This window comes from Methylobacillus draconifructus (assembly GCF_045984385.1).
Classification (GTDB): Bacteria; Pseudomonadota; Gammaproteobacteria; order Burkholderiales; family Methylophilaceae; genus Methylobacillus; species Methylobacillus flagellatus_A.
Genome location: NZ_JBJQIJ010000001.1, coordinates 212483 through 227932, shown reverse-complemented (window position 1 = coordinate 227932; position 15450 = coordinate 212483). Strand labels below are relative to the sequence as shown.

Sequence of the window (15450 nt, the reverse complement as noted above, 5' to 3'; positions counted from 1 at the left end):
AAACATTTTGTTACAAATCATCATACAAGTCGAATAAAACCGCAATGCTCGAACAGCTTTAATCATGTTCATCAATCTGTCATATTAGCGTCATATATTGCTCGTCATTCAACAAGTGAGGAAACACGACATGCCAGCGAATATTCTGGTGGTAGAAGACGAACCGGCAATCCAGGAATTGCTTGCGCTCAACCTGACGCAGGCGGGCCACAACCCGGTCCGGGCATTGAGTGTGGAGCAGGCGCAAATGCTGATCCGTGAAACCTTGCCGGACCTGATCCTGCTCGACTGGATGCTGCCTGGCATGAGCGGCATCGAGTTCGCACGCAAGCTGAAGGGCGACGAGCTTACCAAGGCCATCCCCATCATCATGCTGACCGCGCGCGGCGAGGAGGCCGACAAGGTCCGCGGCCTCGAAGTAGGGGCGGATGACTATGTCACCAAGCCTTTCAGCCCGCGAGAGCTCAATGCGCGGATCAAGGCCGTGCTGCGCCGCCGCGCGCCGCAAATGACCGATGACCCGCTCGAGGTCGGCGGCCTGCGCCTGGACCCGATGACGCACCGCGTTTCCGGCAATGGCAAGACATTGGAGCTGGGGCCGACCGAGTTCCGCCTGCTGCATTACTTGATGTCCAACCCGGAGCGCGTGCATTCGCGCACCCAGGTGCTGGACCGCGTATGGGGCGACCGCGTGTTCGTGGAGGACAGGACGGTGGACGTGCATATCCGCCGCCTGCGCCGCGCCCTTTCCGAGTCCGGTCATGAAGAATTTATCCAGACAGTGCGCGGCGTTGGCTATCGTTTCTCTGCACAGTAGCTCATAATAGCGACTGTCTTAAGACAAGAAGCAATTCGTGCAAGATATCCGCTGGAAAGCCTTGTGGCTGGGATTAGCCACCATATTCGCCTGCCTGGTCGTCTGGGCGGCCACAGACGCCATGACGGCGCTATTGGCATTCAGCGCCATCGTGCTGCTGTACCTGGTCAGCCATCTTTACTGGCTGCACCAGCTGCTGCAATGGTTCAAGAAGCCGGAGCTGAATACCATGCCCGTGGGCAGCGGCATATGGGAAGACGTGTTTTCCGCCATCTATTACGAAAAACGCCGGAATAATCGCAGCCAGGCGCAAATCAGCTCGGCCCTTGACCGCTTCCGCCATGCTGCCAGTGCATTGCCCGACGGCGTAGTCCTGCTCAATGGCAATGACCAGATCGAATGGTGCAACCCGACGGCGGAAAGCCAGCTTGGCTTGTCCATGCGGCAGGATGCGGGTCAGCCCATCACCTACCTGGTCCGGCCGATTGACTTCATCCAGTACCTGCAAGAACAGAACTACTCCGAGCCGATCAAGCTCAAGTCCTGGCGCACGACCGGCGCCACGCTGGAAATCCAGCTCGTGCCGTTCGGCAGCAACCAGAAGCTCCTGATTTCGCGCGATATCAGCCAGATGGAAAAGCTGGAAACCATGCGCCGCGACTTCATCGCCAATGTCTCGCACGAGCTGCGCACGCCCTTGACCGTGGTAGGCGGCTTCCTGGAAACGTTGACCGACATGGAAGGCGCCGTGCCGGAAAGCACGCGCGCCTATTTCGGCATGATGCAGGAACAGACCGGCCGCATGCGTCGCCTGATCGAGGACCTGCTCACGCTCTCCCAGCTGGAAAATAGCCCGGAGGCCCCGCAAGAAAGCGAGATCGACCTAGGCACCCTGCTCAATATGCTGCTGCACGAGGGCATCAGCCTCAGCCAAGGCAAGCACGAGATCACCCTCGAACCGGTGGAGCCCGGCCTGTTCATCAAGGGCGCGACCGAAGAACTGCACAGCGCGCTGGGCAACCTGGTCAGCAACGCCGTGCGCTACACCCCGGCCGGCGGCAAGATCAACCTGCGGCTGTTCCTGCGCGGCAAGGATGTGCTGTTCAGCGTGCAGGACACCGGCATCGGCATCGAGCAGCAGCACATCGACCGCCTCACCGAACGCTTCTACCGCGTGGACCGCAGCCGCTCGCGCGAGACAGGCGGCACCGGCCTCGGGCTGTCCATCGTCAAGCATATCCTCACCCGCCACCAGGGGCGCCTGGAAATTGAATCCGAAGCCGGCAAGGGCAGCACGTTCACCGCCGTGCTGCCGCAAAGCCGGTTAGTGCGCAAACCCGTGCCAGAATCGGCAGCTACTGCCGCGTAACCGCCTCTGCTTCGGGCGGCATATCGGCATTCTGCCAGCCACGCCGGTAGACACGGATATCGGCGCCCTTGATGCGCGCGGCGTTGAACAGCTTCCTGGCGCGCATCGAATCCAGCCGGATGCCATAAGCCGCATAGACGAAATCCGCCATCGGCGCACTGCTCTTGCGGAAAAAGGGCAACTGCGGCGAACTGCCGTAAAAACTTTCCACGAAACTCGTGATGCCCGCCACGCCGTAATGTCCGCCGGCCAGCTCCTCCAGCCAGGGGCCGCCTGAGTCGCCCATGGTCGGCATGGGCAATGCCGGGTCGTAATCCCCCTGTTCATTCAGGCGATTCACAGCCAGCAGCGTTTCCAGCGTCGAGACCGCGCTGGCCTTGCTCTCGAACTGCACCTGGTAGCGCGCATAGAACAACGTGTCCAGGCTGGCATAGGCAGCAGGCACAAAAGCCTCAAAGCCCTCCGTTGCGCGATGCACATGCTTGCTTGCACAACGCAGGCTCACCGGCAGGGCGTCTGCCGCGCCATAGCCGTAGCCGCACAACAATAGGGTATGCGCCGGCTCATCAAGCAGGACTGGCGCAATATCGATTTCATCGGGCAACTCGATGTCGAACACCAGGACCGCCAGGTCGTCGATCAGGTTGCCGCGCACCTTGTCGAACTCGGGGAATATGGCCTGCTTGAGCCGGGCCAGCCGGGCCATAGCCAATAAGGAGTCGGGCGCGCGCGCGATGGACAATAAAGGCAAGCCGTCGCGCTCATCCAGGCTCACCTCGCGCAGGCAGTGCGCTGCGGTCAACAGGGTCATCGGCGTCCTGCCCACCACCACCGCGCTACATTGGCTATGGCTCACGCGCCATTCCTGGCGGTATTCGTGCCATTCGCGATGCTCAAACGCCAACTGCACGACAGCCGTCCTGCTGACAGGAGCGCCGTTCATCAGTGCCATGGCTGGTGCATGCACCAGCCAGCTCAGCATGATACAAAATCCAGTCACGCCATATGGTCTGCCCAAGAGGACCTCCCTGACACCAACCTGCATTTGGAGCGCTAACAGAACTTCAGTGAAACTGATCCTGGCTAGACGTTCTGCCGCAGTCGATACTACGGTTAAGCAAAGCATGGCAATAGCGCCGGGAGATTATTGCCAGCCGCACTTCACTTTACTCCTGAATGAGCAAGAGCTGGAAGACTAACGCGGCGCAAACATGATGATCGCCATGCCGATCAAGGCTACCGCTACTCCGACGACATCCCAGGTACTAGGCCTGATGCCATCCACCAGCCACAACCAGCCGAGCGCCACGAATATATACACCCCGCCATATGCCGCATATACCCGCCCTGCTGCAGTTGGATGCAGGCTCAACAGCCAGGCAAACACCGCAAGACTGATGGCGGCTGGCAATAGCAACCAGGCAGAGCCGCCTTTCTTGAGCCAAAGGTAAGGCAGGTAGCAGCCCAGGATCTCCGCCAACGCGGTCACGACGAATAACGAGAATGTTTTCAACACGAGCATGCGAGATACCGGCAAGTTTTAAAATGAGGCCATTATAGACAAACTCAGGGCACGCCTTTTGGATAATATCGCCCACCCCGGCATCCAGCCTGGCGATCCACTTGCACTACAGACAAAAGACGACAAAATCGCCAGCAATCCGCCTACAAAACAAAGAGATAAACTCACACCCATACCAGATTGACATTCATTCATCGACAGCATCAGAATAGTCAAAAATGTTAAGGGCAACCTTGGTTGAAAAATCGAGGACGCAAAGTCACCGGTCTAAGGTAGCAGCACTTTGTCTACTATGACAGCGGAACCGCCATATTGAGCACCTCGCCCGCCAAGCTTCCTGCCTGGCCCGTTGCGCAAAGGCTGTCTAATCATCTGCCAATGCCGGCCTTGCCCCTTAGCAATAAAAATATTGATTGCATATTGTTATAGGGGAATCACGCTTGCTGCCATCTCGTCATGGATTATGGGCCGTATTGGCCTTGCTTTACGCATGCCCGTCCATTGCGGCAATCGAACCGATCGACACCTCCGCGCAGGAACAGCTATTGCAGCAGGAACGCCTGCGCGTCCTGCGGCAGCAACAGGAAACAGCGCCGGACATGCGCCAGCCTGGCTCGCAGCCGCCAGCCCCGCTTGCCTATCCAACCGAGGAATCCCCCTGCTTCACCATCAGGCAGATCAGCCTTGAAGGCGAACATGCCGATCTCTTCCAGTTTGCATTGCAGGATGTCTTGCATGGAGATAAAGACCACATCGCCATCGGCCGCTGCCTGGGCGCGCAAGGCATCAACACCGCGATGTCGCATGTGCAGAACACCATCGTGGCCGAGGGATACGTCACGACACGCATCCTCGCCGGCCCGCAGGCCTTGGGCAATGGCCACCTCCGCCTCGCCGTGATCCCCGGCAAGGTGCGGCAAATCCGCTTCACCCCGGATTCCAGCCAGCGCATCCGCTACGGCAACGCATTGCCGGTCGCCCCTGGCGACATCCTCAACCTGCGCGCCATCGAGCAAGGCCTGGAAAACCTCAAGCGCTCCCCCACCTCCGACGCCGATATCCAGATCGAACCCGCCGATGGCAATGCGCAACCCGGCGAGAGCGACCTGGTGATCCGCTACCGCCAGGCATTGCCCTTCCGCCTCACCTTCAGCGCGGATGATGGCGGCTTCGACAGCACGGGCAAATACCAGGGCGGCGTCACGCTCTCCGGCGACAACCTGCTGGGCCTGAGCGACTTGTTCTACATCAACCTCAACCAGGACCTGGGCGGCGGCGACAAAGGCAGCCGCGGCTCGCGCGGCAAGACCCTGCATTACTCCATCCCTTATGGTGATTGGCTGTTCAGCGCCACCGGCTCGAGCTACACCTATCACCAGGAAGTCGCCGGCCTCAACCAATCCTACCTCTACAGCGGCCGCACCCAGAATGCCGAATTCAGGCTAAGCCGCATGGTCTACCGCTCCGCCATTAACAAGACGCAGCTTTCCCTGGGGAGCTTCTTCCGCAAATCATTCAACTACGTGGACGACACCGAGGTGGAAGTGCAGCGGCGACGCACTGCCGGATGGTCGCTGGGCGTCAGCCAGAGCTGGTATCTCGGCCAATCCATATTGGATTACAGCCTCGCCTACCGCCGCGGCACCGGCGCGCAACAGGCATTGAAAGCGCCTGAAGAAGCGTTCGGCGAAGGCACTTCGCGCATGGAAATCATCACCGCCGATATCAGCTTCATGGCCCCGCTTTCCATCCAGGCGCCATGGGGAACACAAGCCCTGCGCTACGCCGCCAACATCCGCGCGCAATCCAACCTCACCCCGCTCACGCCGCAGGACCGCTTCGCCATCGGCAACCGCTACACCGTGCGCGGCTTCGACGGGCAGTTGACCCTGAGCGCGGACCGTGGCTGGTTCATCCGCAACGACCTCAGCGCCATGCTCGGGCAAAGCGGGCAGGCGCTTTATCTCGGGCTCGACTATGGCGAGGTAGGCGGTCAATCCAGCGACACGCTTATCGGAAAACAACTGGCTGGCGCTGTCATCGGCATGCGCGGAGGCTACAAGGGTTTCAGCTACGACCTGTTCCTGGGGCAGCCCGTCAAAAAACCGGATGGATTCGAGACCGCAAAGACGGCAGCCGGATTCAACCTCAACTGGTCGTTCTAGCCGCAAGCACGTTAAAGGGGAATCAAGATGAACAAACACCGTTACCGCCTGGTATTCAACCGTGCCCGAGGCCTCATGATGGCCGTGGCTGAGAACATCGCCGTCCACAACGCCGCGGCCAGCCCATCCCCCAATGCCTCGCCCATCGCCAGGCAAGTGCTGGCAAACATCACGCCGTTGCGGCTTTCCCTCATGCTCATGCTGGGTTCCGCCCTAGCCATCATCAATCCAGCCCAAGCCGACATCATCGCCGACCCGTCGGCGCCAGCCGGCCAGCAGCCTATCATCGGCAACACCGCCAACGGCCTGCCGCTGGTCAACATCCAGACGCCCAGCGCCGCCGGGGTGTCGCGCAACACCTACAGCCAGTTTGACGTCAATGCCCAGGGAGCCATCCTCAACAACAGCAACGCCAATGTGCAGACCCAGCTTGGTGGCTGGGTGCAGGGCAACCCCCTGCTCGCAGGCGGCACCGCCCGCGTCATCCTCAACGAAGTCAACAGCAGCAACCCCAGCTTATTGAACGGCTTCATCGAGATCGCAGGCAGCCGTGCCCAGCTCGTCATTGCCAACCCGGCCGGCATCAGCTGCAACGGCTGCGGCTTCATCAACGCCAACCGCGCCACCCTCACCACCGGCACCCCCATCCTCAACGGCGGCAACCTGCTGGGCTACCGCGTGGGCGGCGGCGGCATCAGCTTCTTAGGCCAAGGCATGGATGCCTCCCAGGCCAACTATACGGACATCATCGCGCGGGCGGTGGAAGTGAATGCCGGCATATGGGCCAACGAACTCAATATCACCACCGGAGCCAACCAGGTCGATATCGACAGCAACGGCAAGCAGACGGCGGTTTCCCAGACCGCCCCGGCAAGCCCGGCCCCTGCCTTTGCCGTGGACGTGGCAGCCCTGGGCGGCATGTACGCCGGCAAAATCCACCTCATCGGCACCGAAGCCGGGCTGGGCGTACGCAACGCCGGGCATATCGGGGCCAGTGTGGGCGAAGTCGTCGTGACTGCTGACGGACACATTACCAACTCCGGCACGCTGGCAGCGCACACCAATATCGACATCACCACCAATCACAGCTTGCAGAATGCAGGCACCATCAACGCCAATGCCGGGCTGAGCCTGAATGCAGAGAACATTGACAACGCCGGGGAAATTGCTTCATCCGGCACCACGCTGTTCAGCCAAGATGCGATTATCAACCGCGGCACCATAGACGGTAATACCACGCATATAACCGCAGACAGGCTGGACAACATCGGGCATGGCAGCATATTCGGTGACCACCTCAGCATCCAGGCCAGCGAGATCAACAACCTCGCGGAAACCGTGGATGGCACCACCACCGCTGCCATCATGGCTGGGCGCACCCGGCTGGACCTGGCAACAGGCAACCTCATTAATCGCGACAATGCCATGCTGTTCAGCGGCGGGGACATCGCCATCAGCGGCGTCCTTGATGCCTCAGGGATAGCCACCGGCAATGCCGCTTCCGTCATCAACCAGGACGCCACCATTGAAGCGCTGGGCAACATGGTCATCAACGCAAATGAGCTGCAAAACCTCAACACCGGCCTGCAAGTGGGAAGGACAGCGGAAACCACCGCAGGCTACGACAAATTCACCCCGGCAGGCCAGGGGGTCGTCTGGGATAGCGCAGACTACCCCGGCGCCAGGATTGGGAATGTTAATGTTGAATGGCGCGATGCCGGTCCGTACCGCTTCCGCGAATACACGCGCTACCAAGGCACCAGCTACACTTCCCACACCGAAGTGCTCGCCTCCACGCCCGGCAAAATCCTCTCTGGCGGCGATATGCGGATCACGGGCAATGTATTGAACAGCGATAGCCAGATCATCGCCGGCGCTGCGCTGGACATCAGCGGCGCCACTGTGCAGAACCTTAACACCGAAGGCCAGACCATCGTCCGCCACAGCGGCGGCGCTTGGTATTACGACTGGGATGGCAACGATAACGATTACGACATTGACTATCTGGGCAACCACAGCCCCGGCAACATCGTCACCACCTACAACCTGGACACCACACGCCTTGAAGGCGACGCTGCGCCGCCCGCCAGCGGCACCGTGGTCAGCAGCAACCCGAACACAGTCAACAACAACGCCTTGTTCCAGACGCTGCCCGATGTTTCAGGAGACTATCTGATAGAAACCAATCCCCGATTCACCAATTACCGCACCTGGCTGAGCTCCGACTACATGGTGCAGCAACTCTCATTCGACCCTGCCATCACGCAAAAGCGCCTGGGGGATGGTTTCTACGAGCAACGCCTGGTGCGTGAGCAGATCGCCGAACTGACCGGCAGGCGCTTCCTTGATGGTTACGCCGACGACGAGGCGCAATACCAGGCCCTCATGAATGCCGGGCTCACCGTGGCAAGCCAGATCCAGCTCATTCCCGGCATTGCGCTCTCAGCGGAGCAAATCGCCCAGCTCACCTCCGATATCGTCTGGTTAGTGGAGCAGGAAATCACCCTGCCCGACGGCACCGTCACCAAAGCCCTTGTTCCTCAGGTGTATGTGCGGCTGCAAGATGGCGACCTGAACCCCGCCACCGGCATCATGGCGGGCAACAGCATCAACATCCAAGCCACCGATACGATCGCCAACGGCGGCACCATGGCAGGGCGCACCCTGGCCGTGCTCAATGCAGACAACATCCAGAACCTTGGCGGCACCATCAGCGCCGATGTCACGGCATTGCAGGCTGCTGGCGACATCGACAACATTGGCGGCATTATCATGGCAAAAGATGCGCTGGTACTTGAAGCCGGCAATGACATCAACATCGCCAGCACCACGCAGAGCCATGCCCAGACCATAGGCGCCAGCAGTTTCAGCCGCACCAATCTCGACAGGGTGGCCGGGCTTTATGTCGGCAACCCCGATGCCGTCCTCGTCGCCAGCGCAGGCAACGATCTCAACTTAATAGCCGCCAGCATCGTCAACAACGGCAATAACGGCATCACCTCGCTCCAGGCAGGCAACGACATCAATCTAGGCACGCTGCAAATCGCCGAACAGAACAACAGCGTACGCAATGCCAAAAATCGTGTTTCCTACGGTAGCGCGCAAGATATAGGCACCGCCATCCAGGCCGGCGGCGATATCTCCCTGCAAGCTGGCAATGACGTCAGCATCAAGGCTGGCAGCATCAATAGCGAAAGCGGCAGCCTCGGCATCGCCGCAGCCGGAGACATCACCATCGCCGCAGGCGAGGCCAGCAGCAACTTCGACCTGGCCCGCAAGACCAGGCGCAGCAGCGGATTGAGCAGCACCACCAAGACCTACCGCACCATTTCCAAATCCACCGAGGCCATCGGCAGCAGCCTCAGTGCGGATACCGTCAGCCTGCAAGCTGGCGTACCAACCGAAACCGCATTAGCGGCTACGGGAGACATCAACATCACCGGCAGCAACGTCGTTTCCACCAATAGCACCCAGCTACAGGCCAGCGGCGACATCAATATCGCCGCAGCTGAAAACACCAGCTACACCTTCAACCAGAAAACCACCAAGAAATCCGGCTTCTCCGCCAGCGGCTCCAGCATCGGCTACGGCACCAGCAACCTGAGCCAGAAGCAGACCGGCACGACGGTCACGCAGAGCGGCAGCACCGTGGGCAGCGTCGAAGGCGGCGTCGCTATCCAGGCAGGCAACACCTACACGCAAACCGCCAGCGATGTGCTCGCGCCACAAGGCGATATCGAGATCAGCGCCCGGCAGGCCAACATCACCGCAGGCAACAACGCCTCCACCCAGACCACCGAGACCAAGTTCAAGCAGAGCGGACTGACGCTGGCGATCACCAGCCCGGTCATTTCGGCCATCCAGACGGCCAACCAAATGCAACAAGTATCGAAACAAGTAGAAGACTCCCGTTTGCAAGCGCTTGCGGCCACTGCCGTCGTCGCAAGTACAAAAAATGCTGCCGATGCAATTGCCAGCAACCCTAGTACAGCAGGAGGATTTAATCTAAGTCTATCCATCGGCACCAGTCAGAGCAGCAGCACCTCCACCCAAACCAGCAGCACCGCCCAAGGCAGCAATGTCATTGCGGGTGGAAATGTCTCGATCACGGCAGCAGGCGCAGGAGAACAATCTGACATCAACCTTATAGGCAGCAACATCAAGGCTGGTGGCAATGTAAACCTCAAGGCAGATGATGAGGTAAACCTGCTCGCCGCACAAAACATCGATACTCTCATTAGCAAGAACAAATCCAGCTCAGCTAGCGTTGGCATCAGTATTGGCTCTAATGGCCTCGCTATTACTGCAAGTGCTTCTCAAGGAAAAGGCAAGGCCAACGGTACTGATACCACTTGGGCAGAAAGTGTGGTGCAGGCTGGAAATAAAGTGAGCCTGGAAAGCGGTACGGATACCAACATCATCGGATCGCAAGTAAAAGGTACGAAAGTAGTCGCCAATGTGGGAGTTTCAGGCAATGGTGATCTCAATATCGAGAGCCTGCAGGACTTGAGCACTTATGATAGCAAGCAGAAAAATAGCGGTTTCAGCATCAGTGTACCAATTGGCACCGGTATGATGAGTGGATCAATGAACTCATCGAGCAGTAAGGCACACAGCGATTATGCTAGCGTGAATGAACAGGCTGGTATCTTTGCCGGGGATGGCGGCTTCCAAGTAAATGTAAACGGTCACACTGATCTTAAAGGTGCAGTCATTGCGTCCACCCCGTTAGCTATTGACCAACAAAAAAATAGCCTGAGTACTGAAACACTGACAGTTTCAGACATATCAAATAGCGCCGAATATAGCGCATCATCAGAAAACACAGGGATGACACTCAGCTTTGATGCGTCAAAAAGCATGACTAAGAACATTGGCAATAATCTGGTCAGTGCCCCAAGCACGCTTACCCCAGATATTGAGCGAAATGGAGAAGATAGCAGTACAACCCGTAGCGCCATCAGCTCAGGGATAATATCTATCAAAGACTCTGACAAACAGCAAGCGCTCACTGGAAAAGATGCACAAACCATGATCGCAACTATTAACCGCGATACAGAAAATGCAAATCCAACCGCGTTGGAAAAACCCGATATGGCGAAAGTCCAACAGGAGCTACAAGCAACAAACCAGATCATCGCTGCCGTTACTACAGAAACAGTACAAATCATCAATACCTATTATGAAAAACGTGTGCAGGAATATGATGCTCAGTACAAAAAAACACTGGATGATGCCAGAAACAAGGAAAAACAAGCTCAAATATTGGAGGCGAATGGCGATACTCAGGCAGCACAAGCACTAAAGCAACAAGCACAAACATTACGAGCGCAAGCGATCAACATCCGTAATGAACGTGATAACCCTACGATTTCCCAAGCAGAAACACTAGCACTCAGTTCACTGCTGATTAGCGGGCTAGGTACAGGCCAGGTTAACCTTGCCAATGCAGCAACCACTTATAGCGTAGGTGCTGCTGGAGATAAATTCCTGCTTGTTGCGCAGAAACGCGATAGCGATATTGCGCAAGGCTTTGTCGTACAGTGCCAAGTGACGCCAGCACAATGCGTAGAAGCAGCAGCTAAGGATAATTACCTGAAAAATGCCATCAATAATCCCGACATTCCCTTTGAGAACCGTATTGAAGCATTACGCAACCTGCAAGTCGAGGATCAATATGGTAATGAGAAAAACGCATTTGTCATTACCATTGTCGATGACAATAACGCAGGCAATCAAAATGTGGCCATCAACGGCATCATGAATGAGCCAGACCGTGCGTTAGTATTGGCCATCGGACATTTACGAGGAGAAAAAGAAGGACAAATACTATACCTCTCGTATAACGATACACAGGGAGCTGTCGCCGACTTGTTGAATGCAACCATTGATAAATATACTGGCTCAACATCAAATACATCTGTGAGCCTAGGCAATGCGCTACAAGCAGCACAGGAAAAACATCCTGATGAGAACATCTACCTCTATGCACATAGTGGCGGAACGTTAATCTCAGCTATTTCATTAAATGATCTGGTAAGTGGTGGTCAAACCATGCCCAACCTCAAGGTGGATTTCCTAGGTCCAGCGGCTTCAATCTCGGCAGCAGCAGATGCCGCAATCAACGCAGCAGGCTTGGCCAATGCCACGCTGGAAGAAAAAATGAATTGGATTAAATATGGTAATACAAATGGTTTACCAGCTATTAATCCTGACTTACTAAATGATTACACAAACATCAATTATGGGCTTGGCTACTACAACCACAGCAATGATACAGTCGCCACTATCGTTGGAGGTAATGTGGGGATGAGTGATCAATATCAGGGGGCCAATCTTGTTGGTGTGGTACCAGGTTCTGAATCTAGAAACTTAGCCTCATCTCTGAAAGAAATCTTTGCGCTTTTCACAACAAGCAATAGTGCACACTCTACCTATCGCTGGAACGACCCTAAAACCTGGCCAACCACACAATTGACGACCACCATTAATCAACAACCAGCATCAGGAGCTCAGTAAGTGAGGACTATCATTATATTGGCGATAACAATTTCATTAATGGGATGTTCCTTTAAAAAAGCCTATGAGCGTATTGAAAACTCATACCTGCCTACTTCCAAACCATTTTCGTCGGACTTAAAAGTTGTGTGCACAAACAATCATAATATTTTCGAACCTGGAAATTTCAGAATTCAATTTGGAATATTCTCCCCATCCAATGTGCAATATACAAAAGAAAACTGTTTACCTTTCATTCGTCATGGAGTTATCAGGGAAACTGACAAACTCCCCATCACCACATCCAGTAATCCAAACTACAACCGGATAGAGGTTGAACCTTTTCCCAACTCCAAATACATCCCTAATCTGGATCCAGAAAAAGGCGCTGTCTATGTATGGGAAACCTATGCAGGGAAAGAAAGAGTGGATGGCACGATTGCTTATCGATTGATTATTTACAAAGGCTCAAAATTGCCGATTGGAGGGGATCTGACAAGATACAGTGACACGCTTAACTATAATTACAATGCGTATGAAAAATTAATGATTCATGGTCAGGAATGGGAGTTTGTTTCTTTTCAGCCTCGCCTATCACCTTATAACAAACCACGAGAAGCAGAACTCAAACCCGGTAGTGTAATTTCTGCCATGGATTTCTATATGACCAGGGTAGGCGACTATAGCCTGTTAGTTTATGGCAGATTCCCTGATTCTGTTGTCTATTATCCAGAATGGTTTAATCCTCGCCGCGCATTGCTGAGGGAATGGGTTGAGACTTTCAAGATCATGCCAGTGCCCGATGGTTATGTGTTGCCTTCACAAGAAGAGATTCAAACATTGCGTGAAAAGGAGATTCAACGCTGGAAAGACAGTGAGGCTAATCCGGTACCGCGCCCTGTCAGGGTAGATCCGGAACAGGCCCGCCGAGCATTATCTGCGCCCGTGAGGTAACGATGAAACTATTCTATTGCTTGGGATTTACCCTTGAGATTACAGCGTTTCTCTTTCTTTCTGCATGCACCACCAATCAGGTCATTGATTCATCTCCCGACAGAGAACCGACTGCACAATTGCGGGTATTTTCCTTACCTAATAACACTTACTTGTATCCAGGAAAATCTTGCTTCCAGCCAGGAAGTAGTGAAGAAATCTTGGCGCACAGCGGCGGTAAAAATTATGGTGCTTTGAATGCGCTTTCTGTGCTTGGTGGTAACAAAAAAATCGGGATGCCGGAAACAGAAGATATGACGTGGTCTCATCATGAGTTTCATGTTGCCGCGGGCAAGCCTCTGACTATCGTGATATCCCTAGAGCGGGATGGTCAATTATCCAATGGCCGATTTTACCATTCAGGTTGTGGCCCTATTGCTGGCTACTTTTACCCTCAACCCAATCGCAATTATGATGCTGCAATGATTATTGAGCGCGCGCAATGCTATCTTCGAGTAAGAGAGTTGGTTGCGGATAGCTCAAAAACAAAATTCCAACCAAAAGAAATTACAATTAACCCTGCGCCTTCATGCAATTCACAAAATAATCAATTCGATTAACTATAAGACGATCAATCGAGTCTGACCCCTTTGATTTCTTGATGATTTTGTGGGAACGATCATAGGAAGGAATCAGGCAACTGGAGGGACGACTCCGATTAACAGCAACCTACTTAAAGAATGGGTGAAAATATTTTATGGCGACTCAACCGTGCATAATAACTATGGTAGCGGAAAGCCTGAAGGCAGTGGTCAATCCTATTGGCACGACTCCCCTGATGGCAAAGCCATTACCCAAACCATTACCCAAACCATTACCCAAACCATTACCCAAACCATTACCCAAACCATTACCCAAACCATTACCCAAACCATTACCCAAACCAAATAACCCTAAAGATAGATTCATAATGAAGATTACTCAAATTTTTATTGTTTCACTGTTTTCTTTCATGCTACTTGGTTGCGGCACTAGAAATCTGGCCCCCTCCGCTTCTAATTGTTATGGAAATGGGCAACCTGGATGCGAGCAATATTGGGGAGGAGGAAAACCCAAGCTGGTGACGATTGACCCGCCAGTTACTGATGAGTTTATTAGAAAATTTAAAATTCCAAGCAAGGAAAAATACATTAACAGAAGTGAGGTATACGTTTTTAAACGATGGAGCAAACCCGGAACATCAAAATTGGAAAAAGAAAAAGCGCTACTTGAATGTGGCTCTGGAGAGTACCTTAACGATCATGGTTATCAGCGCATGAAAAATACATCGCTGGAAGACTACAATGCCGGCCTCATCAGGATTCAGCGTTGTATGTTACAAGATGGATTCCGCTATCTGGGAAAATTCGAACCTTGTAGCGGTCATAACCCACCTTCCTCCTGTCAGATTGCAGCTCCTGCAAGAGACCTGAATACAAGAGTGAATAGTCAATATTGTGTAGCTAATGCTTACATAGATGCGTGTCAACCACAACCAATAGAAAGAATACTGGCCACTGACAAATGCCAGAAATCCCCATATCTTTATTTCTGTCAACCTAGCTATTATGGGATAGACATTTGCGAGCGATACCCAAAATCAGAAAATTGTCAGCCAGAGCAAAACACTATTACCCAGGAAAAACCAAACTCAGGCTCTTCTACCTATTTGCCACAGAGCAGATCTGTTGATATGACGAATCAACTCCAACGCAATATACAAAATCAGAATAACAGGCAAATGAATAATATGTTGAGGAACGTTGCACCTCGTTAGTTTTTAATTTCAAGACAAAGGAATATCGATGATAAGAATAACATTTTCACTCGCCATCTCTATCGCGGCGTTATGCGGATGCGTGACAACACAGGGCTTTTATAGCGTTGATGCTTACGATGCAAATGGCAACAAATTAAATAATGTCAATCTGACTGTACAAGGCAGCGGGATTTATTCTGCTAGAAATGCTTTATGTCAACGCTATCCACAAGCCAAAGTCATTATTCTCGATATCAAGACAAATGAGGAGCTGAAAAACGAAAGCCCATATCAGTGCCAATGACTACAATATGTTTAATTTAGATCAATGCCCTATTTAATATTATT

At 54.1% G+C, this 15450-nt stretch carries 11 protein-coding genes and 1 riboswitch; of the genes, 9 read left to right on the top strand and 2 right to left on the bottom strand.

Going from position 1 to position 15450, the window contains the following annotated elements:
- Nucleotides 1-130: 130 nt before the first annotated feature.
- Together phoB and phoR are read left to right on the top strand one after the other, a co-directional pair.
- Nucleotides 131-817: a phosphate regulon transcriptional regulator PhoB gene (gene phoB / locus ACKF11_RS01160; protein WP_309564398.1), complete on the top strand. Its 687-nt coding sequence runs from the start codon at nt 131-133 to the stop codon at nt 815-817.
- A gap of 37 nt (nt 818-854) precedes the next feature.
- Nucleotides 855-2186 carry a phosphate regulon sensor histidine kinase PhoR gene (gene phoR / locus ACKF11_RS01155; protein WP_407995666.1) on the top strand — a complete coding sequence of 444 codons (1332 nt, stop codon included), beginning with the start codon at nt 855-857 and terminating at the stop codon, nt 2184-2186.
- On the opposite strand, the gene ACKF11_RS01150 is transcribed toward phoR, so the two are convergent.
- Both ACKF11_RS01150 and ACKF11_RS01145 read right to left on the bottom strand, forming a co-directional pair.
- Nucleotides 2173-3168: a trypsin gene (locus ACKF11_RS01150; protein ID WP_407995665.1), complete on the bottom strand. Its 996-nt coding sequence runs from the start codon at nt 3166-3168 to the stop codon at nt 2173-2175. The genes phoR and ACKF11_RS01150 overlap by 14 nt on opposite strands.
- 213 nt (nt 3169-3381) lie before the next feature.
- Complete coding sequence (locus ACKF11_RS01145) at nt 3382-3708, bottom strand: YnfA family protein (protein ID WP_407995664.1); 327 nt, start codon at nt 3706-3708, stop codon at nt 3382-3384.
- Between the two features lie 216 nt (nt 3709-3924).
- Nucleotides 3925-4020, top strand: a riboswitch (cyclic di-GMP riboswitch).
- A gap of 128 nt (nt 4021-4148) precedes the next feature.
- Between ACKF11_RS01145 and ACKF11_RS01140 the strand changes: the two genes are divergently transcribed.
- The 7 genes from ACKF11_RS01140 to ACKF11_RS01110 are packed head-to-tail and all read left to right on the top strand — an operon-like array spanning nt 4149 to nt 15406.
- Nucleotides 4149-5873: a ShlB/FhaC/HecB family hemolysin secretion/activation protein gene (locus ACKF11_RS01140; protein ID WP_407995663.1), complete on the top strand. Its 1725-nt coding sequence runs from the start codon at nt 4149-4151 to the stop codon at nt 5871-5873.
- 27 nt (nt 5874-5900) lie between these two features.
- Complete coding sequence (locus tag ACKF11_RS01135) at nt 5901-12392, top strand: two-partner secretion domain-containing protein (protein ID WP_407995662.1); 6492 nt, start codon at nt 5901-5903, stop codon at nt 12390-12392.
- On the top strand, nt 12393-13325 hold the full coding sequence (locus tag ACKF11_RS01130; protein WP_407995661.1) for a hypothetical protein: 933 nt from the start codon (nt 12393-12395) through the stop codon (nt 13323-13325).
- A gap of 2 nt (nt 13326-13327) precedes the next feature.
- Nucleotides 13328-13924: a hypothetical protein gene (locus tag ACKF11_RS01125; protein WP_407995660.1), complete on the top strand. Its 597-nt coding sequence runs from the start codon at nt 13328-13330 to the stop codon at nt 13922-13924.
- Nucleotides 13925-13973: 49 nt separating this feature from the next.
- Nucleotides 13974-14255, top strand: coding sequence for a hypothetical protein (locus tag ACKF11_RS01120; RefSeq protein ID WP_407995659.1), 282 nt, complete (start codon nt 13974-13976; stop codon nt 14253-14255).
- A gap of 19 nt (nt 14256-14274) precedes the next feature.
- Entirely contained in the window at nt 14275-15120 is an 846-nt protein-coding gene (locus ACKF11_RS01115) for a hypothetical protein (RefSeq protein WP_407995658.1), read from the top strand.
- Nucleotides 15121-15148: 28 nt separating this feature from the next.
- The gene (locus tag ACKF11_RS01110; protein ID WP_407995657.1) at nt 15149-15406 is read left to right on the top strand and encodes a hypothetical protein; all 258 of its coding nucleotides are present in this window, start codon (nt 15149-15151) and stop codon (nt 15404-15406) included.
- The last annotated feature ends 44 nt before the right edge of the window (nt 15407-15450 follow it).

Excerpts from the sequence above, each read along its gene's own strand:
- ACKF11_RS01135 (WP_407995662.1), top strand. The coding sequence starts at position 5,901 with ATGAACAAACACCGTTACCGCCTGGTATTCAACCGTGCCCGAGGCCTC.
- ACKF11_RS01150 (WP_407995665.1), bottom strand. The coding sequence starts at position 3,168 with ATGCTGAGCTGGCTGGTGCATGCACCAGCCATGGCACTGATGAACGGC.
- phoB (WP_309564398.1), top strand. The coding sequence starts at position 131 with ATGCCAGCGAATATTCTGGTGGTAGAAGACGAACCGGCAATCCAGGAA.
- ACKF11_RS01125 (WP_407995660.1), top strand. The coding sequence starts at position 13,328 with ATGAAACTATTCTATTGCTTGGGATTTACCCTTGAGATTACAGCGTTT.
- ACKF11_RS01145 (WP_407995664.1), bottom strand. The coding sequence starts at position 3,708 with ATGCTCGTGTTGAAAACATTCTCGTTATTCGTCGTGACCGCGTTGGCG.
- ACKF11_RS01110 (WP_407995657.1), top strand. The coding sequence starts at position 15,149 with ATGATAAGAATAACATTTTCACTCGCCATCTCTATCGCGGCGTTATGC.
- ACKF11_RS01115 (WP_407995658.1), top strand. The coding sequence starts at position 14,275 with ATGAAGATTACTCAAATTTTTATTGTTTCACTGTTTTCTTTCATGCTA.